This is a genomic window from Shewanella sedimentimangrovi (assembly GCF_017354965.1).
In the GTDB taxonomy this organism is placed as follows: Bacteria; Pseudomonadota; Gammaproteobacteria; order Enterobacterales; family Shewanellaceae; genus Shewanella; species Shewanella cyperi.
This window is the reverse complement of record NZ_CP071502.1, coordinates 2160857-2187456: the sequence shown is the minus strand read 5'-3', so window position 1 is coordinate 2187456 and position 26600 is coordinate 2160857. Positions and strand designations below refer to the sequence as shown.

Genomic DNA, 26600 nt, shown 5'->3' with positions numbered 1-26600 from the left:
GCAAAGCCTCCTAGATTGCGTTGGCCGCGACCCTGAATTCACCCAGATCTGTGCCCTTGAAATCCATCACGTGCACCGAGCAGGCCATGCAGGGATCGAAAGAGTGAATGACCCGGATCACTTCCAGGGGTTTGGTCGGATCTTCCAGCTTCAGGCCTATGAGCGAGGTCTCATAAGGTCCTTGTTTGCCCTGGCTGTCCATTGGGCCCGCATTCCAGGTGGTCGGCACCACCGCCTGGTAGTTCTCAATCTTGCCACCCTTGATCCGCACCCAGTGGCTGAGCATGCCCCGTGGTGCTTCTATCATGGCGTGGCCGCGATATTCCTTGTCCGGATCTATCTCGGGCTTGGCGTAGGTACTTTCGTCAGACACCAGGTTGGTCAGCAGGGCATCAAAGGTGCGCAGACCCTCATGGGCCACCAACTGGGTTTGCAACATACGGGCAGCGGTGCGGCCCAGGGTGGTAAACAGGGCACCAATTGGCAGACCTGTACGTGCCAGCAGGCCGTTAACGGCCTCGACCACGGCGGTGTTGCCGCGGGCGTAGCTCACCAGCAGGCTTGCCAGTGGTCCCACTTCCATGGGCTCGCCCTGATATCTGGGGGATTTGACCCAGGAGTATTTACCGTCACCATCGAGCGTCGGCAGCTTGCCGTAGACAGTGTCCCGTTCCACAAAGCCTGTGTACTGGGGCACTGTGGTGCCGTCGAAGGGATGTTGGCTTGCCGGGGCGCTGTACCAGGCATGGGTGACATCTTCGGCGATCAGGCTGGGATCCAGATCCTGTACGCCATTGATATCACCATTGAGGATCACCCCGGCATTGAACAGGTAATCACCGTCCGCCAGCAGGAAATCATCCGTGGCCAGGAAGTTTGTCAGTGCCACACCGCCAAGCACGCTGGGCTCAGTGCCATAGGCTTCGGCGGCCATGATGATGTCGGCCTGATAGGCCCGGTCAATAAAATCGGCCACTATGGCGTGTTTTTGTTTCCATTCCTGCAAGCGCGCCGGGCTGAGCATATCGCGCACCGAAGTGACGCCACCGACCACCAGCGACTGGGGATGGGGCTGCTTGCCACCGAATATCGCCAGCATTTCTGCCGCCACCCGCTGCACTTCCAACGCCTTGAGGTAGTGTGACAGGGCAATCAGGTTTTGCTCGGGGCTGAATTTGTAGGTGCCATTGCCCCAATAGGCGTTGGCAAAAGGCCCAAGCTTGCCGGTGGCAACAAAACCGGCCACCTTGTCCTGCACCGCTTTGAGATCGCCTTCACCGGCGGCAATGGGATGGGGACTGTATTTCATCGCTTCCCTGGCCGCTTTGGCAGGATCCGCACTCAGGGCGGATACCACATCAACCCAATCCAGCCCGTGCAGATGGTAGAAATGCACCAGATGATCGTGCATATACAGGGAAACCTGCATCAGGGTACGCAACAGCTTGGCGTTGAGCGGGATCTTGGTGCCCAGGGCGTTTTCCACCGCCTCGGTGGCACAGCGGTAATGGGAGTAGGTGCAGACACCGCAGATCCTTTGGGTTATCAGACCCGCGTCGAGGGGACTGCGCCCCTTGAGGATCACTTCGATGCCGCGCCACAGGGTCGATGATGACCAGGCCTTTTGAATAACATTGTTTTCATCCACCTCCACTTCGATGCGCAAATGGCCCTCGATGCGGGTGATGGGATCTATGACTACGCGCTTGTTCATGATTATTCCTCAATACCACGGGCGAATATGCTGGCGACGGCATGGGCACCAATGCCAACCGCTGCCGCGCCTAATATCACGCTGCCTATGGTGTCAGCGGTGGCATCCAGTCCGTGCAGTGTTTGTCTTCCCAGCGGCCGTTCAAAGTCAGCCATCTCATCCCAGAAATTGGGTTCGGAACAGCCCATGCAGCCATGACCCGCCTGAATGGGCCAACTGGTGTGGTGATTGAATCTTTCGGTGGGGCAATTGTTATAGGTGTAGGGGCCCTTGCAGCCAACCTTGTAAAGGCAAAAGCCCTGTTTGGCATTGTTGTCACCAAACTGCTCGACAAATTCACCGGCATCAAAGTGACCGCGGCGGTCGCAATTGTCATGGACCCTGGCACCGTAGGCCCATTTGGGCCGGTTGTAGATGTCGAGCGCCGGCAACTTGCCGAACATGATGAAGTACATCAGGGTGCCGACGATATTCTTCTCGCTGGGGGGACAGCCGCCGAGATTGATCACTGTCTTATCCACCACCTGATGCACGCCCTTGGCACCTGTAGGGTTGGGGTAGGCCGCCTGAACGCCGCCGAAGGAGGCACAGGTACCAACGGAAACTATGGCTGCCGCTCCGGCAGCGGCTTTGCGGACCAGCTCAAGGCCGGTACGGCCCTTGCACCCCAGGGTCAGGAAGGCACCGTTGTTGGCGGTGGGTACGGCACCCTCAACGGCCAACAGGTAATTGCCCTTGTAGGTTTCCAGGGCATGGTCGAGGTTCTCCTCGGCCTGCCAACCGGCGGCGGCCATCAGGGTTTCATGGTACTCAAGGGAGATCTGATCGAAAATCAACGAGTCCAGATTCGGGGTATCGGCGCGCACCAGTGACTCGGAGCAGCCGGTACACTCGGCCATGTGCAGCCAAATCAAGGGCACCCTGTCGGCCAGCTCTGCGGCTTCGGCCACCAGATTGGAAAAAGGCAGAGGCAGTGCCAACATACTGCTGACACCGGCACTCCACTTGAGAAAGTCGCGTCGGCTGAGTCCAAATTCGGCCATCTTGTCGGCGAGACTGTGTGGGTGACGTTGTGGCAGGTTGCGCAGGCTTTGCAGCCGACGTCTTCCCAGTTCGTACAAGGCTGAATGTGTGTCCATGATGTGACCTTTTTATTCCTTTTGGGGTATAGAGGACGGTAACTTCCCTGAGTGTAGGCAGCGACGGCAAAGGGGATCTTGACCCAGGTCAAGCTTTTGCAATTGATTTTTGACACGGGCGCCGGATTCTGAAGCCCTGCGGAAACGCCCAACCCCTGTTATGGTCAAGGAAAAAGGCTTAAGCTAGATAAAGGACTGCAATATTAGGGACTTCATTATGTTCAAAACTCTGTTTGCGGCGCTGTTACTGCTGCTGGTCGGCGCAGCCCTGGCAGAACCCGGGCTGGATGCCGTTATTCAGGATGCCAATGGCCAGCCGATGGCGCTGACTCAATACTCGGGCAAGGTTGTGTACCTGGATTTTTGGGCGTCCTGGTGTGGTCCTTGCCGTAAATCCTTCCCCTGGATGAACGATCTTTCCCGGCGCCATGGCGATGACCTGGTGGTACTGGCGGTGAATCTGGATCCGGATCCCGCCGATGCCGAGGCTTTTATCCAGGAATTCAAACCCAGGTTCACCATAGGCTATGATCCCGAGGGCAAGCTGGCGCGCCGTTTTGACCTGCTCGGCATGCCGTCAAGCTTCCTGTTTGACCGCCAGGGGCAGCTTATCTCAACGCACGTGGGCTTTTTCACCGAAAAGGCCAGGGATTACGAGGTCGAAATTGAGGCCTTGGTGTCCGCAGCGGGAGTGAAAAAACCATGAAGACCAAGCTGCTTTCGCTGTTGCTGCTGTGTGCCTTGGGCGGCTGTGCCAATTTAGGGGTACAGCCCTGGGAACGAGGTGTGCTGGCCAAACCCGAGATGGCGCTTGATCATGAGCAGCTGGATCTGGCGCTCGACGATCATATTTTCTTCAGCAAGGAAGGGGTTAGCGGTGGCCGCGCCTTTGCCGGCGGAGGTTGTGGATGCAATTGAGCGGCAAGGGAGTGGCGGCGGCCCTGACCGTCGCCAGCGTGCAGATGTTGAGCCTGGATGCAGTGGCACAAGAGCAATTAACCGGGCAATCCCTTTCTGGAAAGAGCAACTCTGAAAAAGACGTCGACAGTACCGGACTCGACTGGCTGCCCGATTGGATAGCCAAACCCTTGGCCCCCTGGCGTTTTGATGGCGCCATTCTCTGGTATCGGGAGCAGGACAGGGTTCAGGCCATAGAGGGCATAGTTCAGGGAAGGTACGACTATAGCGACAGCCTCAGCGTGACCGCCAAGATGCTGCTGGACAGTCTCAGCGGCGCCTCCGCCACGGGTGCCTTGCCGCAACCCACAGCGCAGACCTTTACCCGGCCATCGGGTGGTGGCGAATACAACATCGCCGCCGGACAGACACCCCTGGATGACACCTTTAAAGACACCCGACTGCAGCTGTCGGCGGATTGGAGTGAAATAATTTCAACGGAAAAACGCATTCACGGCGGGGTCTATGGCTCGAAAGAGTTTGACTATGCCTCCCTTGGTGTGAATGGTGGTGCTGAGTGGGGTTTCAATAAAGACAATACCACCTTGTCCCTGTCCATGGCCCTGGGGATGGATGTGGTGGACCCGGTCGGTGCCGTGCCCGTTGCCGGAGCGCCCATGGCCATCCGCAAGGATTTCAGCGGTGAGGACACCTTTTTGGCGGCCTTTGCCACAACCCGTATTCCCGGGGTAAGGCGCAAGTACACCTCGGAATTGCTCTTTGGCCTCAATCAGGTAATCAATCGCAGCACCCTGGTGCAACTCAATTATGGTGTGGCCCTGAGTCAGGGTTACCTGACCGATCCCTATAAAATCCTGTCTGTGGTCAACGAACAGGGGCTGGCACAGGAATACAGGTATGAGAGCCGGCCGGATTCGCGCTTGCGCCATAGCCTGTTTGCCCTGCTGAAGCACGCGATGGACAAGGGCATTTGGGATGCTTCCTACCGTTTTACCCTCGATGACTGGGGCATGCAGTCCCATACCCTGGAAACCCGTTTGCGGCGTCAGTTCGGTGATATTTGGGGCTTTAAAGGACTTTACGGCCAATTGCACTTGCGTTGGCTGCATCAGGGGGAGACGGATTTTTATCGCAGCTTTCTGATGGAAGGCGAGGCCTTGCCGCGCTATATGAGCGCCGATTATCGCCTCGGCGACATGGACACTTACACCCTGGGGGTCAAGCTGGGTTACCGCCTCTCGGGTGGGCGCGAGCTGGCCTGGCGTTTGGGCTGGTATCACCAGGTACCCAGGGGAAGTCAGCCGGCCTTGCCGGCACTGGCGGGGTTGGATCTGTATCCCGTGGTCGATGCCGCGATGTTACAGCTAAACTATCAATGGTAAGCATATCGCTTTCAAATTGAAGGCGTCGCACTTTGGTAAAAGAGCGAAATTGGACCTGGGACAGGGTGCTATGAGCAGTAAATGTGTGGTTAAAGATGGCGTCAAATGGCATCACAGGGGCTTCATGGGGCCGGAGGATGTCCCGGTGCCCGGCATGGCTGCCACCTTCAGAGCCATGGCCAGCCCCTGTGAAATCCTGTTCTATGGTTTGGAAAGCCAGGAGGAAGCCCAGAGGCTGGGCAAAGTGGCGGTGGATGAGGTGCGCCGTATCGAAGCCAAGTACAGTCGCTTCAATCACGACAGTGTGCTGTCTCAACTAAATCGAGACGCCGGTGAACGCCAGCCTTTGGATCCCGAAACCTTTGGTTTGCTGTCCTTTGCCAGGGAGTGTTATCGCCATTCCGATGGCCTGTTTGATATCAGCAGCGAGCCTCTGTCGCGGCTGTGGCGTTTTGACAGCTCAAACGATGTGCCCGGCGCCGAAGATGTGCAACAGGCCCTGGCCCATGTGGGGTTTGAGCGGCTGAAGTTCACCAGCACCAGCATATTGCAGCCCAGGGACATGACCCTGGATCTTGGCGGCATCGCCAAGGAATATGCCGCCGATCGGGCGCTGAAGCTGATGCAGGAGCAGCTTGGCAGCAACGGCGTTGAGCCGGCAATCCTGGTTAACCTGGGGGGCGATCTTGCCGCCAGCCCACACGAGTCCCATTGGCGGGTCGGCATAGAAGATCCCGACAATCACCAGGCGGCCAAACTCAGCATCCAGTTTCCCGGTGGTGGCCTCGCCACCAGTGGCGACAGCCACAGATTTATAGAGCGTCACGGCAAGCGTTACGGCCATATACTGAGTCCCCTCAGCGGTTACCCCATTGAAGGGGCGCCCCGTTCCGTGACGGTAATGGCGGCCAACTGTACCGTGGCGGGTATGTTGGCGACCCTGGCCATGCTTAAGGGTGAGGATGCGGAAGATTTTCTTGAAGAGCAGGATTTGCCTTACTGGGTGCTGCGCTGATTCGCTGCCGTGGCAAATCAATCAGCCAATGCAAAGCCCCGCCAGTAAAAAGCCAGCCAGTAAAAAGCCAGCCAATAAAAAACGCACCCTAAGTGGGTGCGTTTTCTGTTTTAAGCCGGTTTTGTTTACAGCGGCTTAGAAGCTGGCGCTGCGCGGTGCGCGCGGGAAGGGGATCACGTCACGGATGTTGCCCACTCCGGTCACATAGGACACCAGGCGCTCAAAGCCCAGGCCGAAGCCTGAGTGAGGCACAGTGCCGTAGCGGCGCAGATCCCTGTACCACCAGTAGTCTTCCTTGTTCAGACCCATTTCTTCCAGGCGGGCATCCAATACATCGAGACGCTCTTCACGCTGGGAGCCACCGATGATTTCACCTATGCCGGGAGCCAGTACGTCCATGGCCGCCACAGTCTTGCCGTCTTCGTTAAGACGCATGTAGAAGGCCTTGATGTCCTTCGGATAGTTCTTCACTACCACAGGGGCCTTGAAGTGCTCTTCGGCAAGGTAACGCTCGTGCTCGGACTGCAGATCTATGCCCCATTCCACAGGGAATTCGAAGGTCTTGCCACAGTTTTGCAGAATAGTTACCGCGTCTGTGTAATCCACCTGGGCAAAGTCGCTGCTGACGAAGTTTTGCAGACGCTCAATTACGCTGCTCTCGACGCGCTCGGCGAAGAACGTGAGATCGTCCATGCGCTCAGCCAGCACAGCCTTGAAGGCGTACTTGAGCATGGCTTCCGCCAGACCGGCCACGTCATCGAGGTTGGCGAAGGCCACTTCGGGTTCCACCATCCAAAACTCCGCCAGGTGACGGCTGGTGTTGGAATTTTCGGCGCGGAAAGTGGGGCCGAAGGTGTAAATCTTGGACAGGGCACAGGCGTAGGTTTCGCCGTTCAGCTGACCGGATACCGTCAGGAAGGCCTCTTTACCGAAGAAATCCTGATCGTAATCTACCTTGCCGGCTTCGGTGCGGGGCAGGTTTTCCATGTCCAGGGTGGATACGCGGAACATTTCACCTGCGCCTTCACAGTCGGAAGCGGTGATGATGGGGGTAGAAACCCAGATAAAACCGTTTTCGTGGTAGAAGCGGTGGATGGCCTGGGACAGGCAGTTACGCACCCGGGCCACGGCACCTATGATGTTGGTGCGGGGACGCAGGTGGGCCACTTCACGCAAATGCTCAATGGAGTGACGCTTGGCGGCCATGGGGTAAGTATCTGGATCGTCCACCCAGCCGGTCACTTCCACTGCGCTGGCCTGCAATTCGAAGGCCTGGCCGGCACCGGGGGATTCCACCACAGTACCAGTCATCACCACAGAGCAACCTGCGGTCAGCTTGAGCACTTCATTGTCGTAATTGGCGAGGGTATTGGGAACTACGCCTTGGATGGCGTCGAAACAGGAACCGTCATACACGGCCAAAAAGGAGATCCCGGCTTTGGAATCCCGGCGGGTACGGACCCAACCACGCACCGTGATCTCGGTGCCGGCGGCGAATTCACCCTTAAATACAGAAGCGACAGATGCAATGCTCATTGTTGCTCATTTCTCCAACGAAACGTTTTCTATGATAATTTTGGGAGGTTTATATTACCTTTCCGGTGGCTTTTCTCAAGCTGAAAAAGGTATGCTTTGAGAATAATCACGATTCACTGTGATGCCCGAAAAATCACAATGGAGGTGATGGATGAAAAAGGTCAAGATCTTCCAACTGCTGCTGGCGACAATGTCGATCGCCGGCTGGAGCCTGGCCATCTATGCCTTGCTGCTGTTCCATGAGGCCAGACCCGACAGGGCCGTGGGCTATTTCTTTTCCAAGGGCGCCCCGGTACGCCTGGGTTGGGATCCCGAGCAGACTGTGCTGCTGGAGCACATTATCTGGATCTGCGCCGCCATCAGTTTTGTCAGTATGGCGTTCAATTGGTACGTGGCCCACCACAGTCGCCTGGGCTATTGGTTCAATATCCCGCTGTTGTTCCTGTCGTCCCTGGCCGCGGGACTCTATATCAGCTTCGTGGTGTTCTAGCAGCCTATTATCCAGGTGACAGGTATTCTCGAGCCCGGTGCTCCAACGCCAAATGTGTTGGTCTTTAAGCTACTGGTCTCAACCCTTAATGCCACCGTGCTTCAGATGGCGGCAAAGTAAATCAATCATGGCCGCGGTGGCGCCCCAGATAAAGTACTGGCGCCAGGGCATGAACATCACCTGATAGTGTTTTCCCTGGCGTTGGAAACTGCGTTTGTGCCTGTGTGCATCGTCCAGGAAATAACTCAGTGGAGCCCGGAAGCAGGCAGCGACTTCCCCGGGATCCAGCACAAGTTCAAAGGGTGACTTCACCAGGGCCACCACAGGGGTGATTTCAAAGCCGGTAAAGGTGCGGTGTGGCGGAAACAGCCCCAGCACCTCCAGATTGTCGCTGTGCAGGCCAATTTCCTCCGCCGCTTCCCTCAATGCCGTGGCCTTGCTGTTGATATCCTCAGGCTCCACCTTGCCACCAGGAAAACTGATTTGCCCCGGGTGGGCCCGCAGGTGATTGGGCCTTTGGGTGAGGATCAGATGCAGCTCGCCATTATGCTCCTCCAGCGCCATCAATACCGCGGCTTGGCGCAATTTGCCCGGCGCCGGTGCGGAAACGATCTCATGGACCAGGGGCTGCAGGGAGAAATGCAGCCTGAACTGCTCCGCATTCATTTTCCAGCCCCGGCCCGTCATCAATCAGGTCTCGCTTCTGGCGTCTGGGTCCAGAAAATGCTCCAGCAGCGGCAAAATCTTGCTGACCTTGTCGAAGCTTTCCTGGTATTCACTTTCAACCACCGAGTCGGCCACCACGCCGCCACCGGCCCAGCAATGGATCTCGCCATCGGCCGCCACCAGGGTGCGTATGGTGATGCTGGTGTCCATGGCGCCGCTCTGACTCAGGTAACCCATGGAGCCGCAATAGAGGCTGCGCCGCGAAGGCTCCAGCTCCTCGATGATTTCCATGGCGCGGATCTTGGGTGCCCCCGTGATGGAGCCACCGGGGAAGGCCGCCCGCAACAAACTGGCGGCACTTTGGCCTTCGGCCAGTTCGCCCTCGACCGTGCTGACCAGATGGTGCACCGCCGGGAAGCTTTCAATGGCAAACAGACTGGGCACCCGAACGCTGCCGGGGCTCGCCACCTTGCCCATATCGTTGCGTAGCAGGTCCACTATCATCAGGTTTTCGGCCCTGTCCTTGGGCGAGGCCTTGAGGGTCTCGGCGGCCTTCGCATCCAAAGCCGGATCCTGCTGTCTTGGCAGGGTGCCCTTGATGGGCTTGGTCTGGATTTTCCTGCCATCGAGACGAATAAAACGCTCCGGCGAAATCGACAATATGCTGCCCTGGGGCAGGCGCATAAAGGCGGAGAAGGGCGCGCCATTGGCCCGGCGCAGCGCCTGATAGGCCTGCCAGGCATCGCCCTCGAAGCCGGCGCTGAATCTCTGGGTCAGGTTTATCTGATAGCAATCGCCGCTGTGCAGGTAGGATTGCACCGCATCGAATTTCTGCCGGTACTGCTCAAAACTGATTTGCTTGGCAAAGGGCCGGGTCAGTTTGAAGTTGTCAGGCACTGGCTCGGCCTGCGAACGTAAGCTTTCGAGCCAGGCAAGAGTCTCGTTCAGGGCCGCTTCGCCAAGGTAATGCACCAGGGTCCAGTTGTTGCTGTCGTAATCGCGTACCAGAACCCAGTCATAGAAACCTATATTGAGCAGCGGCAGGGCAATGTCATCCTTGGCCCGGCTCGGCAGCTTTTCTATGGTACGGCCCAAATCGTAGCTGAAGGCACCGGCGGCGCCGCCGGCAAAGGGTGACGCGCTGCAGGGCTTGGCGTGCGGGAACAGCGCAGTCTGCATTTGTTCCAGCAGTGCCAGGGGATCGGTGCCGGCGAGGGTAGCGGGCAGGGGAGCCTCGAACACGCCGTCACAGTGCCACAGGTGAGCTTCGGTTTCGGTGGCGCTGAGGCTGGCCACAGGATTGGCGCAAATCAAATCGCGGCGGGCATCCTCGTGGGGGGCATCGGCAGAGTCCAGCAACAGGGCCCAGGGCAGGTGTGCCAGGTGGGCAAACAGCGCCGGTGTGCTGTCATCCCAATTGAGGGTTTTCACGGCGAGGGGGGCAGAGACATGACGTGACTGTGCCAGCTTGAACATCGATAAACCTTATTACAATGTGATGTAGCCCAAAAAGACCCGAGAGGTTATCATACCGGCCTGAAAAGGATTAATAAAACTATTATACGGGGCACACCCGTCATGCGGGTACACCCATTCAATCAATGAAAGTGTCGGAGCAGAAAGTGTCAGAACATCAGTCAGCGGTCGTCATTAAACAGGCCGATTTCATCGAAAGTATTGCCGATGCCTTGCAATACATCTCCTACTACCATCCCAAAGATTTCGTTGATGCCATGGCCGAAGCCTACGAGCGCGAGCAAAGTGCCGCCGCCAAGGACGCCATAGCCCAGATCCTCATCAATTCGCGCATGTCGGCCGAAGGCCACCGCCCCCTGTGTCAGGACACTGGCATTGTCACCTGCTTCGTTAAAGTGGGCATGGCGGTGCAGTGGGACAAGACCGATATGACGGTGCAGCAGATGGTGGATGAAGGTGTGCGCCGCGCTTACAGCAATCCAGACAATCCGCTGCGGGCCTCCATAGTGGCCGATCCCGCCGGTGCCCGCACCAACACCAAGGATAACGCGCCCGCCGTGGTGCATATTGACATGGTGGCCGGTAACCATGTGGAAGTGGCCATTGCCGCCAAGGGCGGTGGCAGTGAGAACAAATCCAAGATGGTGATGCTGAACCCCTCAGACGATATCGCCGCCTGGGTAGAAAAGACCCTGCCCACCATGGGTGCCGGCTGGTGTCCTCCAGGCATGCTCGGCATAGGCATAGGTGGTACCGCCGAGAAAGCCGCGGTACTGGCCAAGGAATCCCTGATGGAGAGCGTGGACATCCACGAACTCAAGGCCCGTGGTGCTCAAACCGCCGAAGAAAAACTTCGTCTGGACATTTTTGAGCGCGCCAATGCCCTGGGTATAGGTGCCCAGGGTCTGGGTGGTCTCACCACAGTACTGGACGTGAAAATCAAGTCCGCGCCGACCCACGCCGCTTCCAAGCCTGTGGTGATGATCCCCAACTGTGCCGCCACCCGTCACGTGCATTTCCACCTGGACGGCACAGGTCCTGCGGATCTGACCCCGCCAAGCCTGGCCGACTGGCCCGAAATCACCTGGGAAGTGGGCGAGAACGTGCGCCGCGTTAACCTGGACACAGTGACCCAGGCCGAAATTGAAACCTGGAACAGCGGCGACACCCTGCTGCTGTCCGGCAAAATGCTCACCGGCCGTGATGCTGCCCACAAGCGCATCCAGACCCTGATCGAATCAGGCGAAGGCCTGCCGGCGGGCGTGGACTTCACCGGTAAGTTCATCTATTACGTGGGCCCGGTTGACCCCGTGGGGGATGAAGTGGTGGGACCTGCCGGCCCAACTACCGCCACCCGTATGGACAAGTTCACCGATCTGATGCTCGACAAGACAGGTCTGATGGGCATGATTGGCAAGGCCGAGCGTGGCCCGGCCACGGTTGAGTCCATCAAGCAGCACAAGGCCGTGTACCTGATGGCCGTTGGTGGCGCCGCCTACCTGGTGTCCAAGGCCATCAAGAAGGCCCGCGTGGTGGCCTTTGAAGATCTGGGTATGGAAGCCATCTACGAGTTTGATGTGCAGGACATGCCGGTGACAGTAGCAGTGGACTCCAAGGGCGTTAACGCCCACGAGACCGGCCCTGCCATCTGGAAGGTCAATATAGAAAAAGCCCGCGCCTAAGGGGTTAACGCCCGTCCGCCACTGGAAATACAGTGGGGACGGGCGGTTTTTCAGGAAATAACAATAACAAGTTCAACTCAACATCGGACGACAAGAATAATGAACAAGCATAACGCTTTGGCGCTCGCTCTGGCATTGGCCGGATTCAGCGCTTCCGCCTTGGCTGCACCTCAACCATTCAACGTGCAGCAACTGGTGAATCTCAACAAACTCCACTCCGCCACCTTGTCCAATGACGGTACCAAGCTGGTGTATGGCCTCAAGATTATCGACGATGCCGGCAAGGGCGAATCCGATCTCTACCTGCTGGATCTGACCTCAGACAAGGCCGCAGTTAAGCTGACCTCCGCCAAGGGCACAGAGCACGATGCCGCCTTCAGCCCCGATGGCAAGAGCCTGTATTTTATCGCCGCCCGTGACGGTTCCAGCCAGCTGTACCGCCTGCCGCTCAATGGCGGTGAAGCGCAGCAGATCTCCAACCTGCCGCTGGACATCGACGGCTTCAAGCTGTCCGCCGATGGCAAGCAGGTGGTCATGAGCATGCGGGTGTTCCCCGAGTGCGAGACCCTGGAGTGCTCCAAGGAAAAATTCGATGCCGAGGCCGCCCGCAAGAGCACCGGCCGCGAATACAGCCAGCTGATGGTGCGTCACTGGGACACCTGGTTCGATCACGCCCGCAATCACCTGTTTGTTGCTTCGCTGGACGAGGCCGGTTTGGGCACGCCGGTGGACATCACTGCCGGCCAGGATACCGAAACACCGCCCAAGCCATTTTCCGGCATGGAAGAGGTGACCTTCAGCCCCGATGGCAAGACTGTGGTTTACAGCGCCAAGGCGCCGTCAAAAGATCAGGCCTGGACCACCAACTATGATCTGTGGCAGGTGCCTGTGACCGGCGGCAAGGCGGTTAACCTGACCGAAAAGAACATTGCCTGGGACGCCCAGCCAACCTTCTCCGCCGATGGCCGTTACCTGGCCTATCTGGCGATGAAGAAGCCCGGTTTTGAAGCCGATCGCTACGCCATCATGATGCGCGATCTGGTGACCGGCCAGGAAAAGGAAGTGGCGCCCCTGTGGGACAGAAGCCCATCCTCACTGCAGTTCGGTGCCGATCATCGCACCCTGTACGTGACCGCCCAGGATCTGGGGCAGGTGTCGATTTTTGAAATCAACACCCAGTTCGGTGATGTGCGTCCCATCTACAACGATGGCAGTAACAGCCTGGTGGGTTTGGCCGGTGACAAGCTGGTGTTCAATCACAAGAGCCTGTCCGAGCCCGGTGACTTTTACAGCATAGGCCTTGACGGTGACAAGCTGACCCGCCTGACCGAGTCCAACAAGGACAAGCTGGCGGAAATTCAGTTCGGTGAATACCAGCAGTTCAGTTTCAAGGGCTGGAACAACGAAGAAGTCTATGGCTACTGGATCAAGCCCGCCAACTATGAAGAAGGCAAGAAGTACCCCGTGGCTTATCTGGTGCACGGTGGTCCTCAGGGCTCCTTTGGCAACAGCTTCAGTGGTCGCTGGAACGCCCAGCTGTGGGCCGGCGCCGGTTACGGCGTGGTCATGGTGGACTTCCACGGTTCCACCGGCTACGGTCAGGCCTTTACCGATTCCATTTCCCAGGACTGGGGCGGCAAGCCGCTGGAAGATCTGCAAAAGGGGCTGGCTGCCGTCGGTAAGCAACAGAAGTGGCTGGATGTGGACAACGCCTGCGCGCTCGGCGGTTCCTACGGCGGCTACATGATGAACTGGATCCAGGGTAACTGGAACACAGGTTTCAAGTGTCTGGTGAACCATGCCGGTCTGTTCGATATGCGCTCCATGTATCATGTGACCGAGGAACTCTGGTTCCCCGAGCATGAGTTCGGCGGCAGCTACCAGGAAGCCCAGAAGCTGTATGAGAAGTTCAATCCGGTCAACTACGTGGAAAACTGGAAGACGCCCATGTTGGTGATCCACGGGGAGAAGGATTTCCGCGTGCCCTACGATCAAGGGCTGGCGGCCTTCAGTTACATGCAGCGCAACAACATTCCTTCGGAACTGCTGATTTTCCCCGACGAGAATCACTGGATCCTCAATCCCGACAACCTGCAGCAATGGTATGCCAAGGTGCTGGGTTGGATGGATCGTTGGACCGCCAAGTAAGCGCTGAAAAGCAATCCCCGAAAAAGCCGGCCTATGCCGGCTTTTTTTATCTAAGATGTTGAATTCTTCACACCAGCTGCAATAGTAATAGCGTCTCTAACAGCAAAAGGAGCTTGCCATGACAGCCATTCAAATAGGTTACGAAGACGCCAGGGCGCGGATGCGGCCCGGTGACGTCATTGCCTTCGGCGGCAAGGCCGCATTTTCCAATCTGACCAAGTTCGCCACCCGCTCCCACGTGTCCCATGTGGGGGTGATACTGCAAACCAGGGTGGTCAATGACACGAGTGGCCGGTTCTTCAATCAGATCATTGAGTCCACCGAACTCAATGATTTCACAGGGGTGCAGATTTCCCGCTTCAGCGACCGGCTGGATTATGACGGTGAGATCTGGTGGCTGCCGCTGGATCCCGAATTGCGGGAAACCCGTTTCAACGAAGCGGCGTTTTACGAGTTCCTGTTCAACCAGGCCAAGGCGCGTAAACCCTTCGATGTGCCCCAGGCGCTGTTATCGGCCTTTGACCTGTTCGACGACTTCAACGGGCCGGGCTACAACCAGGAAGATTTTGCCAAATTCTTCTGCTCCGAGCTGGTGGCCGCGGGCTTTGAAGCGGCGGGTATGACGGGCACCATCAATTGCTCGGAAGTGACCCCCATAGACCTGTGTCGCTGGCGCATCTATCAGGACAACTACTACCAACTCAAGGGCGCACCTGACAAAGGCATCAGCCGCTTCAACAGTTTGGCACCTGCGCTTTGGGACAGATGATCCCGCGCCTTAATCCACTGAAATAAAAACGTTTCTGTCCCGGAATGGCGCTAAAATTCCGGGGCAGAAATTCGCCTTAAACTTTAGTTATAACCTTATACCTAAACGGTATAATTTTGTTTGCCCATAAGCACACATATCTTGTGCATTTTTTTACTGTTCTGCTATCTTTCGCGCAATGTGAGCCGCTAACTTTCCCGTCACGCCGTCCGGCAGACAAAGTTTAACGAAACTCCATAAAAAACATCCGTTTCTCTACTTTATTCAGGTCATCTCCACTATGGTTAGCTTTCTGAGTTGCCACCCCAATCGTTCAAAATTGGCCCCCTTGCTGGCGTCCGGGTTTGCCGCCGCGTCCTTGTTGTGCAGTGCTGCCGTCAATGCGGCCGACATCAAGGGCAGCGATGCCAAACCCGCCACCGAGGTCAAGCCCGCAGATATCCAGCCCAAGCCGGTCAAGACAGATACCCGGGCTCAGGTGCGCTTTGCCAGGAACGGCCAGTTTGATTCAGATACTGTGGTACGGATAGCCCGCAATCTGGCGCAAAAGCCCTATGTGGCCCTGAAAGATCCTTTGCCCGCCAGCCTGGCGAAGATCAACTACGACGAATACCGTGATATTCGTTTCAAACCGGAAGCGGCCATCTGGCGCAGCGAAGCCTTGCCTTACCAGATGCAACTGTTCCATCGTGGCTTTTACTTCCAGGATCTGATTGAAATCGCCCTGGTGGAAGGCAATAAGGCGACCCATTTGGCCTACGATCCCAATTTTTTCAGTGCCGGTGAGGTGCTCAGGGAAAAACTGCCGACCCAGGACATAGGTTACAGCGGCCTGCGGGTCCATTACCCGCTCAATACCGCCCAATACTTTGACGAACTGTTTGTGTTCCAGGGTGCCAGCTACTTCCGTGCCCTGGGCAAGGGCAATGCCTACGGTCTGTCCGCCCGCGGCCTGGCCATCAATACCGCCGAGCCTGCCGGTGAGGAATTCCCGGTGTTCCGCGCCTTCTGGATAGAAAAGCCTAACGCCGAAACCAACCTGATTGTGGTGCACGCGCTGCTGGACAGCCCCAGCGTGGCCGGTGCCTACCGCTTCTCCATCCGTCCCGGTGACAATACCCGCATGGACGTGGAAGCGACCCTGTTCCCGCGGGTTGAACTGGCCAAGGTGGGTCTGGCTCCCAGCACCAGTATGTATATGCACTCCGCCAACGGCCGCCAGAATGCCGATGACTTCAGGCCCTCGGTCCATGACTCCGACGGTTTGCTGATGATCAACGGTCGCGGCGAACGCCTGTGGCGCCCACTGGCCAACCCCAGCAACCTGCAGATCAGTGCCTTTATGGACAACTCGCCCCAAGGCTTTGGCCTGATGCAGCGCGAGCGCAATTTCGATGCCTATCAGGATCTGGAAGCCAATTACGAGCGTCGCCCCAGTCTGTGGGTGGAGCCGGTTGGCAATTGGGGCCCTGGCGCCGTGGTGCTGACCGAGATCCCGACCCAGTCCGAAATCCACGACAACATAGTGGCCTTTTGGAAACCCCGTCATCCGCTGGCGGCCGGCAGCGAGTTCCATTTCTCCTACCATCTGGTGTGGGGCGCCGAGCCAGTGAACAATGACAGGGCCGTTATCGTTAGCCGTACCGCCAGTGGCCGCGCCGATATTGCCAAGCCTACCGCCAGACGCCTGTTTGTGATTGACTATCAGGTCAAGGGTGACATGCCCCAGGGCCAGGCCGTTGCCAAGGTGGAATCCTCCGCCGGTACCATCAGCAACATAGTGGTGCGTGAGAACCCAAGAAGCCATGGCTACCGTCTGTCGTTCGAGTTCGATCCCCTGGAGGTCAACTTGGCAGAACTGAGGGCAGAGCTGAAGTTTGGCGATCAGCGTCAGGCCGAAACCTGGCTCTATCGTTGGACGCTCTGAGGAAATCCGTCCAATGACCGAAGCTTTGCTTAATGTCAGCGCCCCGGCGCTCGCCGGCGACAGTGCCATGCCGCCCGAGCGCCACAGCCCCATGCCGCCCCAGAGCCTCAAGGCCTTTGCCGAGGGTTTTCCCCGCGCAAGCGTCGCACCCCGGGGCGTGCGATCCCTGGCCCGGCGCCGGGTATTGGTGGTCGGCAGCGCCATAGCGCTGTCGGCCTTTGCCATCTATGAAATGGCCGGGGTATTCAGCGTCGGCGGTATTACACCGCTGGAATACCTGGTATTGCTGCTGTTTGCGGTCAACTTCTGCTGGATTGCATTGGCCTTTTGCAGCGGCGTGGCCGGCTTTATCCAGCTGCTGCGTCATCAGCAGGATGCCTTTGCCGAAGATGCGGTGCTGACCACCCGCACCGCTATCCTGATGCCGACCTACAATGAGGCGCCGGACAGGGTGTTTGCTGCGGTGGAAACCATGTCGCTGGCGCTCGCCGAGCGCAGTCAGGGCCACGCCTTTGACTGGTTTATCCTCAGCGATACCACGGATCCCAATGTGGCGCTCGCCGAGGAGCAGGCCTTTTGGCTGTTGCGTCAGGCCGTGGACGGCAGGGCGCGGGTCTATTACCGTCGCCGCCGTAAAAACATCGCCCGCAAGGCCGGTAACGTGGCCGACTTCTGTCGCCGCTGGGGTGCCAGCTATGATCATCTGCTGGTGCTTGATGCGGACTCCATTATGGAGACCCGCACCATGGTCAGCCTGGCGGCGAGAATGCAGGCCGATCCCGACTCCGGTCTTATTCAGACCATACCGGCGCTGATCAACGGCACCACACTGATGGCCAGGTTGCAGCAGTTTGCCGCCCGCATCTATGGTCCCGTTATAGGCACGGGTCTGGCCTGGTGGGTGCAGAAGGAAGGTAACTTCTGGGGCCACAACGCCATTATCCGCACCCAAGCCTTTATGCAGGCGGCGGGGTTGCCACACCTGTCGGGCAAGCCTCCCTTCGGCGGTCATATTCTCAGCCACGACTTTGTCGAGGCGGCGCTTATTCGCCGTGCAGGCTGGAGTGTGCAAATCGCTGCCGATCTTCACGGCTCCTACGAGGAATGCCCACCGTCCATCATAGATCTCGCGGTGCGGGACAGACGTTGGTGCCAGGGCAACCTGCAGCACTCGCGGGTATTGCCGGCCAAGGGGCTGCACTGGATCAATAGGTTGCATCTGCTGACCGGCATCATGGCCTATCTGTCATCGCCGTTCTGGCTGATGCTGATCCTGTCTGGTTTGCTGCTGGCCTTGCAGGCGCACTATATCCGTCCCGAGTACTTCACCGATCAGTTCTCCCTGTTTCCCACCTGGCCTGTGATGGACTCGGACCGCGCCCTGCGGCTGTTCTTTATCACCATGGGGGTGTTGTTTGGGCCCAAGATTTTCGGTTTGCTGCTGCTTATCAAGGATTCGCCCACCTGCCGCGCCCTCGGTGGCCGCTTGCGGGTGGGCTTAAGCGTTCTGGTGGAAGTGATACTGTCGGCCTTGATTGCTCCCATCATGATGCTTATCCACTGCGGCGCCGTGCTGTCGATTCTCTTTGGCCGCGACAGCGGCTGGTCGCCCCAGCGACGGGACGACGGCAGTTTGCCCTGGGCCGCGCTGATCTTCAGGCACAAGTGGCATATGGTGGCAGGCGCCTTGCTGGGCTATGCGGCCTGGCTCGACTCCCTGACCCTGTTGGCCTGGATGTCACCGGCCCTGGTGGGCTTGTGGTTGTCCGTGCCGCTGTCGGCATTTACTTCTTCCTGGGGCATAGGTGCCTGGTTTAAACGCCGCCGTATCATGGCGACACCGGAAGAGGTGGCCCAGCCACAGCTGGTGACCAAGGTGGCCGAGCGCCGCGAGCAGTATCAGGCCGATCTGACCGAAATCTGGACCATAGAGTCCCTGCTGCGAAGCCCCGAGCTGATGGAGCTGCATCTGGCCATGATGGACAAGCTGCCAACCCATACCCCGGGTGGCGCCGTCGAGCCTTTGGATGCCATCGCCAGGGTCAAGGTGCAGGAAGCCGTGTGCCGCAAGAGCCTGCTGGCGCTGCTGAGCAAGCAGGAGCTGGGTTATATTCTCGGAAATCCCTTGCTGCTGAAGCAGATGCAGAATCTGCCTGAGCAGTTTGTTGAGGACGATCTGGTCAGCATCTGCTGATGCAGTAAGTTACAGATAAAGCAACGGCGCCCTTGGGCGCCGTTGTTGTTTGTGCTGTTTTTGCTGTTTATGCCTGAGCCGCCACTCAGTTATCGCTGTAGGCCTTGCCGTAGAAGCTGTCCAGCAGCACTTGTTTCAGCTCGCTTATCAGCGGATAGCGCGGGTTGGCACCTGTGCACTGATCGTCAAAGGCGTCTTCGGCCAGCTCGTCGAGCCTGGCGAGGAAGTCTGCCTCGTTGACACCGGCTTCACGGATGGAGGCAGGGATCCCGAGCCTGGCTTTCAGCTCTTCCAGTTTCGCCAGCAGGGCGTCCACCTTGGCGGCGTCTGTTTTGCCGGGCAGCCCCAGGTGAGAGGCGATGGCGGCGTAACGGCACAGGGCCTTGGGCCTGTCGTACTGGCTGAACGCTGCCTGCTTGGTGGGCAGGTCGGTGGCGTTGAAACGAATGACGTTGCTGATCAGCAGCGCGTTCGCCAGACCGTGTGGCAGGTGGAACTCGGCTCCCAGCTTGTGGGCCATGGAGTGACAGATGCCAAGGAAGGCGTTGGCAAAGGCGATACCGGCTATGGTGGCGCCATTGTGGACCTTCTCCCTGGCAACCGGTGCCTGGGCGCCCTTGTCGTAGGCCTCTGGCAGGTGTTGGAACAACAGGGCGAGGGCCTGCAGTGCCTGACCGTCGCTGTACTCGTTGGCCATCACGCTGACATAGGCCTCCAGGGCGTGGGTCACAGCATCAATACCACCAAAGGCGGTCAGTGACTTGGGCATATCCATCACCAGATTGGGGTCGACAATGGCCATATTGGGTGTCAGCTCATAGTCGGCAATGGGGTACTTGGTACCTGTCTGCTCGTCGGTCACCACGGCAAAGGGGGTGACTTCCGAACCTGTGCCCGAGGTGGTGGGTATGGCCACCATCATGGCCTTGGCGCCGAGTTTGGGGAACTTGTAGATGCGCTTGCGGATATCCATAAAGCGCAGCGCCAGATCGGCAAAGTCTACTTCCGGATGCTCATACATAACCCAGATAATCTTGGCCGCATCCATGGGGGAGCCACCGCCGAGGGCGATGATCACATCGGGCTGGAAGCTCATGGCCACCCTGGCACCCTGGCGCACTATGGCGAGGGTGGGATCGGCTTCCACTTCGTAAAACACTTCGGTCTCCAGGCCCTGGGCCTTGAGGATACGTATGGTTTCGTCGCAATAGCCGTTGTTGAACAAGAACTTGTCGGTGACTATCAGGGCGCGTTTTTTACCTGCGAGTTCTTCCAGTGCAATCGGCAGGCTGCCACGACGGAAGTAGATGGACGAAGGCAGTTTGTGCCACAGCATGTTCTCGGCCCTCTTGGCGACGGTTTTCTTGTTGATCAAATGGCTGGGGCCGACGTTTTCCGAAATGGAGTTGCCGCCCCAGGAGCCGCAGCCCAGGGTGAGGGAGGGCGCCAGTTTGAAGTTGTACAGATCGCCGATGCCGCCCTGGGAGGCCGGGGTGTTGATCAGGATCCGCGCCGTCTTCATCCGGTAACCAAAGGTTTTCACCCGCTCTGTCTGGGTATCCTGATCTGTGTACAGGCCCGAGGTGTGACCGATACCGCCAAGGGCCACCAGGGCCTCGGCCTTGTCCAGCGCCTCCTCGAAGTTGGCGGCGCGGTACATACCCAAAAGCGGAGACAGCTTTTCATGGGCGAAGGCTTCGGCTTCGTTTATCTCGCTCACTTCGCCGATCAGTACCTTGGTGTGTGCCGGTACCTTGATATTGGCCATGGCGGCGATAGCAACGGCGCTCTGACCAACGATGTCGGCGTTGAGGGCACCGTTTTTCAAAATCACAGATTGCAGGGCGGCATTTTCCTTCTTGCTCAGCAGATAACCGCCGTGACTGGCAAAACGCTCCTTCACCTGGGCGTAGACGGCATCGACCACCACCACGGCCTGCTCGGAGGCACACACCACACCGTTGTCGAAGGTCTTGGACATCAGGATGGAGCTGACGGCGCGTTTGATATCGGCGGTTTCGTCGATAACAATCGGCGTATTACCTGCGCCCACGCCTATGGCGGGCTTACCTGAAGAGTAGGCGGCCTTCACCATGCCGGGGCCACCTGTGGCCAGGATCAAGTTTATCTTGGCGTGGGTCATCAGCTGGTTCGACAGGGCCACGCTGGGCTCGTCTATCCAGCCTATGATATCTTTGGGCGCACCGGCCGCCACTGCGGCTTCCAACACCAGACGGGCCGCCGTGGTGGTGGACTCCTTGGCCCTGGGGTGGGGCGAGAAGATGATGCCGTTACGGGTCTTGAGGCTGATCAGCGCCTTGAAGATGGCGGTGGAGGTGGGGTTGGTGGTCGGCACTATGCCGCAGATAAGCCCCACGGGCTCGGCAATGGTGATGGTGCCGAAGGTGTCATCCTCGGCCAGAATGCCGCAGGTCTTCTCGTCCTTGTACTTGTTGTAAATGTACTCGGAGGCGAAGTGGTTCTTGATCACCTTGTCTTCCAGCACCCCCATGCGGGTTTCGGTGGCCGCCATCTTGGCCAGCTTGATGCGGGCGTCGGCGGCGGCGAGGGCGGCGGCACGGAAAATGCTGTCCACCTGCTCCTGACTGTAAGTGGCGAATTGGGCCTGGGCCTTGGCGACCCGTTCGACCAGGGCGTCGAGCTCTTGGGTATTGGTGACTTTCATAATAGCCTTCCTTTAAAAATACTTGGCGAAATGCCGATTTGGCCAAGGATTCTTTGTGTAATAAAATTACAGTTATCGGCGGGCTTTTTCTGTGATCCCGACCCAATATCCGCGCTTATCTGTAACGGAATGACGTAAACTCCGCCAGGTTGCGCTAAAAATCGCCGCCCCCGAACAAGAGTTGCCGCTGGCCGAAAAATGTACCAATCATTAGCTAAACTAATTAAAAATCGGCCGTCTCGACAGAAAATCTCATTTCCGGGTTTTATGGCCTTAAGGTAGATTAGTTCATCGCCACGCAGTCGTTGTGATCTGGCGCCCAACCCTCTGTGTAAAGGAACAGCAAAAGTGGATTTGACCCTGTACGTTAAATTCTTTCTCGGCCTGGTGGCCATCATCAACCCGGTGGGCCTGCTGCCGGTGTTTGTCAGCCTCACCAGTCACCAGACTGAAGCCGAGCGCAATCACACCGGCAAGGTAGCCAACTTTGCCGTGGTGGTGATCCTGCTGGTCACCATAGTGGCGGGGCAGCACATACTGAACATGTTCAGCATTTCCCTGTCGGCGTTCCGCATCGCCGGCGGCAGCCTGATCGCCATCATCGCCATGTCCATGTTGCAGGGCAAACTGGGTGAGGTGAAACGCAACCAGGAAGAAGACCGCGAAGCCTCTGGCATGGAATCCGTGGCCGTAGTCCCCCTGGCACTGCCGTTGATGGCCGGCCCCGGCGCCATCAGCTCCGTGATAGTGTTCGCCGCCTCCCACAACACCCTGATGGACTTGGTTGCCATGTTCGTGACCGTGGTGCTGTTCGGCCTGCTCAGCTTCGGCCTGTTCCGCATGGCTCCGATGATCTACAAGGTACTCGGCAAAACCGGCATCAACGTCATCACCCGTCTGATGGGCCTGCTCATGCTCTCCATCGGCATTGAAGTCATCGCCGCCGGCTTCAAAGGAATGTTCCCGACCTTGTTGGGCTAGTCGCCCTACAACCCTCATTACAAAGCCCGCCCAACGCGGGCTTTGTTGTTTCTGTCTGTCACTCGTTAACCATTTGCTCTAGCAGTACCAATGTAGCTGTTTGGAGTTAACTCAGATGCCAAATTATTGCACCGTTACCCCGTTCCGACGCTGCCGAGGACGTTGCTGAAAATGGCGTGGCAAGGCATGGATGCCGAAGCAGCGCCAGTCGAATCATGGATGAGCGTCTGGCGCGTTAGCCAATTTTCAGCATAAGGCCGAGGGGTTGTCAGCGTCGGTGGGGCATCCTTTGGGATGCAAGGGGCTTTGGATGAGCAAAGCCCCTTGCCCGGAGGCGGGCTGGAAGGCCGCGATTTTATGCCGCTTGCAAAGCGGCTATCTCATGCTCCAACAGAAACTTCCAGCTTCAGTGCTATAAATCACCTGCGGTGCGCTTTCGCACTGCCACACCCGTGACACGCCGTGAATACGTCCATGTAGGCTCCCCTCGCCATCCATGGCTCGGACGGTCACTGGTGCGGCAGTGCTAATTTTTAGGTGTTCCCCTTTAGCACTCTCGCAGCTTCGGGCAAAAGGCTTGACACACATCATTTTTCCACTTGCCGAACAGAGAGAGTCTCTGCCAAGATGCCGAATCAAAGAGATAAAGAGAAGGCAGGTAGGTTTGCCGACCATGCCTATAACGCAAAGCGTCATACTTTTATAGGGAGATACTTAATGAACGAAAACGGATTTTTTAGGTTTGTTAACAGGTTCAATTCGATAGCTCTCATGCTCTTGCTTATCGCGGGGTTGGGAACATTTACTTATGTAAACCTACTATCGAACGAATGGGAAAATAAGCGAGCAGTAAAAATCGATAACAATGCTGAGGAAAGCGTCGAGCTTATTCTAGGCAGTATTGAAGGCGTTGCTGGCACAGACTCGTCATATGTAAGCCTTCGCGAAAGAGATAGCGGCACCTCATTCAGCTCAGGCGGTGCTTATGGAGCCCTGAGAAACGTTCTATTTGTAAAAGGACAAGACATCAACTCGACTTGGTTGCTAACGAGCAATAAATATCTGATTGACCAAATGCATGCCCTTAAAGTCGGCGGCTATAGCAGCAAAGAACCGGTGATGGCGTTCCTGTATTCAATTGTTTATAAAGATACCAATCACAACTCGAAGTTTGATAAAAATGACAAGTTGGCAATTTCGCTGTCCAAGCCTGATGGTACAGGCCTTAAAACCTTATTGTCTGATATTGATTCGCTCATAGACTATAAAGTAAGCGAAGATGGTGCTGAAATTTCGCTGATGTATCAGGTGAATGAGTCGGTTTTTATCGAAAAAATATCTGTTGCTGACTTTAGTTCGATTGCCAAGAAACAGCTGCTCCAAGTGACAAAGGCATAGTGGATGAACAAGACAAATGAAGACTAATCCGCGCATGCTGCGGCCACACTTTGCATCACGGCCTGAGTTATGAATTTCTCCTGTTTATCCAAGATCTTAAATCCCGAGCAGGATCTCGAATTATGCCTGACAAATCCAGATTGGGAGTTGGTGGGCGCCCAGATCTCTGTGGACCGTGGTTGGCTGAAAGAAGCCGAATTTAATCAGTGCCTTGGGCCTTTTATCGGGCAAGAGGTTTATGCCTTTGAAACCTTTGAGCGGGTGTACAAGGATACAAATACTCAAAAACGACTGGAAGAGTCATTTATTTTGAACTGGCCTAACTTCAAGCGCTTCCAGGAAACCACAGACATCCTTTTTGTCTACCTGGTTTCCGAACAGTTGAATTGGGTGTTCTACGCAAACAGAGATAACTGGAAGTTTGCTGTTCAACCCTGATTTACCCCTCATCAGGAAAGCCGCGACTTTGTCCGCAGGCACAGCGGCTATCTTGTGCTTTGTGCTGACATCCAGCGTTGGATGCAATTAATCACCTGCGGTGCGCTTTCGCACCGCCACCCCAGTAACACGCCGTGGATACTTCCATGTAGGCTCACCGGCGACATCCCTGTCGCCGATGGTCACTGGTGCGGCGGTGCTAATAAATGGGTGTTCCACTCTGGCACTGGCAGCATCATTGAATTTGTTTAACAGCGACTCAGATGCCGGACTGTTGCACCCGAATGTCCCCCCTTTGGAGCCGCCGAGGACGTTGCTGAAAATGGCGTGGCGAGGCATGGATGCCGAAGCAGCGCCAGTCGAATCAGGGATGAGCGTCTGGCGTGTTAGCCAATTTTCAGTACAAGGCCGAGGGGTTTTCGGCTCCGATCGGGGGGCGGCAGGGTGATCCAAGAGGGGCTTGCTGATGAGCCCCTCTTGGCCGGGTGTGGGTTGGAGACCCACGACTTTGTGCCGCTGGCACAGCGGCTATCTTATTTCTTCTGCAACGTCGGGCAGTGTTGCTTAAGGTAAAAGGCTTGATACACATCATTTTTCCACTTGCCGAACAGTAGCAACCTCTGCCAAGATGCTGATTACAAGGAGTAAAACGACAGAAATCATGCACATGTGCACTTTTCCCCTCGAATGATTTTTGTTAACGTAGAAATCAAATTTAAAAACAGTGTGTTGCAAGCAATTCACCAAGTGGTCAGAGGGCGGTAGCAGCTACGCGGGGAGATTATGCGCATGCGCACTATACAAATGTTATACATCTCAAGGTTCACCCAACGCTATGACCACAACCATCTCTGAATATATCGACGTTCGCAAGCGGATTGCCGACTTAGGCTGCTTCAGTCCAACTGGACTAACTTTGCTGCCTTCCAACTTTGATACGGCCTCCGATATTTCCAACTTTCGCCAAGTCTCTCAGAGTGCGACTGTCAGGACGCTATTGAGAACATCCAATATTCCATTGGACGAGCTGGTTTCCAAGGGGCAGCGCCCTCCATATATCCAAAACAATGCGTTCGAGTGGGTGGCCCCAACTCTGTTTGTGTCTGTTGGCGTGCTTTCGCAGAATGCCTCCTATTTATCCGTTGCGCTTAGTGTTATTGCAAACTATGCCACCGATTACTTTAAGGGTATGAGCGGCGAAAATGTGGTGCAGATGGATATTGTGGTGGAGCGATCAAAAAGCAAACTTTGCAAGAAGATAACTTACAAAGGCCCGCCAGAGGGATTGAAGGATCTGCCGGAAGTTATTAGGGCTGCTTCAGATGAATAACAATCTTCCTCCGTTTGTTTCCGCATTCAATGCGAAGGTTAAAGAGGCCGAAGTATTTCTCTCTATTGCCAGGGACAGCGTCCTGCAGCAGGAGGTTATTAATAATCTCTTGGCATTTCGTGAATCAATCGCCCTTGAAATGGCGACTGCTATCGAGAATGGAAATGAAGATTATGCAAACCTACTACTTGGGTGTGGTTGTGTCACATCAGCTTTAGTTGCAGAGTTAAAGATGTGGTTGTTATTAAAAGAAGACAAACCCGATGCCGCATGGGACGAATTGATTACTGCTCAGATGGCTTCGATTGATGCAGTTCGTGCTCACCCTGGTTTTGCACATCTCGCGAAACACAATAGGAAGCTAGAGGCGATAGAAAATCTTGTGTTTCCTCCTCAAGTGTTCGTTAGCTCTGGAATGATTGTGGGAAAGCAAGAATGCTCTATCTGCGGTACTGAATACGGTGACTGTGATCACTTGGTCGGCAGACCATACATGGGGCAGTTTTGCTACATCATTGCCAAAGATTTTTCTCTAGATCATGTGGCTATCGTAAAGCATCCTGCTGACAAGCGGTGTCGAGTTCAACATTTTGATGTGGAAGGCGGGACGCGTAATCGCATGACATGGAAAATTGAGCCCAAAAAAGATGCATAACAAGTCCGTCCAACCGGGCTGCCAAAAACCTGCTTTTTTCGTCTGCCGGTTACGCC

Annotated in this window: 21 protein-coding genes; 15 read left to right on the top strand and 6 right to left on the bottom strand. The window is 56.6% G+C overall.

Annotation, left to right across the window (positions count from 1 at the left end; all coding sequences use genetic code 11):
* Nucleotides 1-10: 10 nt before the first annotated feature.
* Entirely contained in the window at nt 11-1714 is a 1704-nt protein-coding gene (hyaB, locus tag JYB85_RS09500; RefSeq protein WP_207379125.1) for a nickel-dependent hydrogenase large subunit, read from the bottom strand.
* 2 nt (nt 1715-1716) lie between these two features.
* Complete coding sequence (gene hyaA / locus JYB85_RS09495) at nt 1717-2853, bottom strand: nickel-dependent hydrogenase small subunit (protein ID WP_207379124.1); 1137 nt, start codon at nt 2851-2853, stop codon at nt 1717-1719.
* A 217-nt stretch (nt 2854-3070) separates the two neighbouring features.
* Between hyaA and JYB85_RS09490 the strand changes: the two genes are divergently transcribed.
* The 4 genes from JYB85_RS09490 to JYB85_RS09475 all read left to right on the top strand — a co-directional run bounded on the left by JYB85_RS09490 (nt 3071) and on the right by JYB85_RS09475 (nt 6168).
* Nucleotides 3071-3559, top strand: coding sequence for a TlpA disulfide reductase family protein (locus JYB85_RS09490; protein WP_207379123.1), 489 nt, complete (start codon nt 3071-3073; stop codon nt 3557-3559).
* Complete coding sequence (locus JYB85_RS09485; RefSeq protein WP_207379122.1) at nt 3556-3771, top strand: DUF4266 domain-containing protein; 216 nt, start codon at nt 3556-3558, stop codon at nt 3769-3771. Before JYB85_RS09490 ends, JYB85_RS09485 begins: the two co-directional genes overlap by 4 nt.
* The gene (locus JYB85_RS09480; RefSeq protein ID WP_207379121.1) at nt 3762-5153 is read left to right on the top strand and encodes a DUF3570 domain-containing protein; all 1392 of its coding nucleotides are present in this window, start codon (nt 3762-3764) and stop codon (nt 5151-5153) included. The genes JYB85_RS09485 and JYB85_RS09480 overlap by 10 nt, the downstream gene beginning before the upstream one ends.
* Before the next feature lie 70 nt (nt 5154-5223).
* The gene (locus tag JYB85_RS09475; RefSeq protein ID WP_228730072.1) at nt 5224-6168 is read left to right on the top strand and encodes an FAD:protein FMN transferase; all 945 of its coding nucleotides are present in this window, start codon (nt 5224-5226) and stop codon (nt 6166-6168) included.
* A gap of 135 nt (nt 6169-6303) precedes the next feature.
* On the opposite strand, the gene asnS is transcribed toward JYB85_RS09475, so the two are convergent.
* Complete coding sequence (asnS, locus tag JYB85_RS09470; protein ID WP_207319827.1) at nt 6304-7704, bottom strand: asparagine--tRNA ligase; 1401 nt, start codon at nt 7702-7704, stop codon at nt 6304-6306.
* Nucleotides 7705-7855: 151 nt separating this feature from the next.
* On the opposite strand from asnS, the gene JYB85_RS09465 reads away from it, so the two are divergent.
* Nucleotides 7856-8194 (top strand): hypothetical protein, encoded by a 339-nt coding sequence (locus JYB85_RS09465; protein ID WP_207319826.1) that lies wholly within the window; start codon nt 7856-7858, stop codon nt 8192-8194.
* Between the two features lie 78 nt (nt 8195-8272).
* Here JYB85_RS09465 and JYB85_RS09460 read toward each other — a convergent pair whose 3' ends face one another.
* The gene (locus JYB85_RS09460) at nt 8273-8860 is read right to left on the bottom strand and encodes a CoA pyrophosphatase (protein ID WP_207379120.1); all 588 of its coding nucleotides are present in this window, start codon (nt 8858-8860) and stop codon (nt 8273-8275) included.
* A 24-nt stretch (nt 8861-8884) separates the two neighbouring features.
* Nucleotides 8885-10336, bottom strand: coding sequence for an aminodeoxychorismate synthase component I (pabB, locus tag JYB85_RS09455; RefSeq protein WP_207379119.1), 1452 nt, complete (start codon nt 10334-10336; stop codon nt 8885-8887).
* 125 nt (nt 10337-10461) lie between these two features.
* Between pabB and JYB85_RS09450 the strand changes: the two genes are divergently transcribed.
* The 5 genes from JYB85_RS09450 to mdoH all read left to right on the top strand — a co-directional run bounded on the left by JYB85_RS09450 (nt 10462) and on the right by mdoH (nt 19056).
* A complete protein-coding gene (locus JYB85_RS09450) occupies nt 10462-12018 on the top strand; it encodes a fumarate hydratase (RefSeq protein WP_207323919.1) in 1557 nt (518 codons plus the stop codon).
* A gap of 99 nt (nt 12019-12117) precedes the next feature.
* Nucleotides 12118-14166, top strand: coding sequence for a dipeptidyl-peptidase 5 (locus tag JYB85_RS09445; protein ID WP_207379118.1), 2049 nt, complete (start codon nt 12118-12120; stop codon nt 14164-14166).
* 118 nt (nt 14167-14284) lie between these two features.
* Nucleotides 14285-14935: a hypothetical protein gene (locus JYB85_RS09440; RefSeq protein WP_207379117.1), complete on the top strand. Its 651-nt coding sequence runs from the start codon at nt 14285-14287 to the stop codon at nt 14933-14935.
* A gap of 280 nt (nt 14936-15215) precedes the next feature.
* Complete coding sequence (locus tag JYB85_RS09435) at nt 15216-16862, top strand: glucan biosynthesis protein G (protein WP_207379116.1); 1647 nt, start codon at nt 15216-15218, stop codon at nt 16860-16862.
* Between the two features lie 13 nt (nt 16863-16875).
* The gene (gene mdoH / locus JYB85_RS09430; RefSeq protein ID WP_207379115.1) at nt 16876-19056 is read left to right on the top strand and encodes a glucans biosynthesis glucosyltransferase MdoH; all 2181 of its coding nucleotides are present in this window, start codon (nt 16876-16878) and stop codon (nt 19054-19056) included.
* A gap of 85 nt (nt 19057-19141) precedes the next feature.
* Here mdoH and adhE read toward each other — a convergent pair whose 3' ends face one another.
* Complete coding sequence (gene adhE, locus JYB85_RS09425) at nt 19142-21742, bottom strand: bifunctional acetaldehyde-CoA/alcohol dehydrogenase (protein WP_207379114.1); 2601 nt, start codon at nt 21740-21742, stop codon at nt 19142-19144.
* A gap of 348 nt (nt 21743-22090) precedes the next feature.
* On the opposite strand from adhE, the gene JYB85_RS09420 reads away from it, so the two are divergent.
* From JYB85_RS09420 to JYB85_RS09400, 5 genes are all read left to right on the top strand, one after another.
* The gene (locus JYB85_RS09420; RefSeq protein ID WP_207379113.1) at nt 22091-22723 is read left to right on the top strand and encodes a YchE family NAAT transporter; all 633 of its coding nucleotides are present in this window, start codon (nt 22091-22093) and stop codon (nt 22721-22723) included.
* A gap of 717 nt (nt 22724-23440) precedes the next feature.
* The gene (locus JYB85_RS09415) at nt 23441-24121 is read left to right on the top strand and encodes a hypothetical protein (protein WP_207379112.1); all 681 of its coding nucleotides are present in this window, start codon (nt 23441-23443) and stop codon (nt 24119-24121) included.
* 69 nt (nt 24122-24190) lie between these two features.
* Nucleotides 24191-24559: a hypothetical protein gene (locus tag JYB85_RS09410; RefSeq protein ID WP_207379111.1), complete on the top strand. Its 369-nt coding sequence runs from the start codon at nt 24191-24193 to the stop codon at nt 24557-24559.
* A gap of 835 nt (nt 24560-25394) precedes the next feature.
* Complete coding sequence (locus tag JYB85_RS09405) at nt 25395-25889, top strand: hypothetical protein (protein WP_207379110.1); 495 nt, start codon at nt 25395-25397, stop codon at nt 25887-25889.
* A complete protein-coding gene (locus JYB85_RS09400) occupies nt 25882-26544 on the top strand; it encodes a hypothetical protein (protein WP_207379109.1) in 663 nt (220 codons plus the stop codon). Before JYB85_RS09405 ends, JYB85_RS09400 begins: the two co-directional genes overlap by 8 nt.
* The last annotated feature ends 56 nt before the right edge of the window (nt 26545-26600 follow it).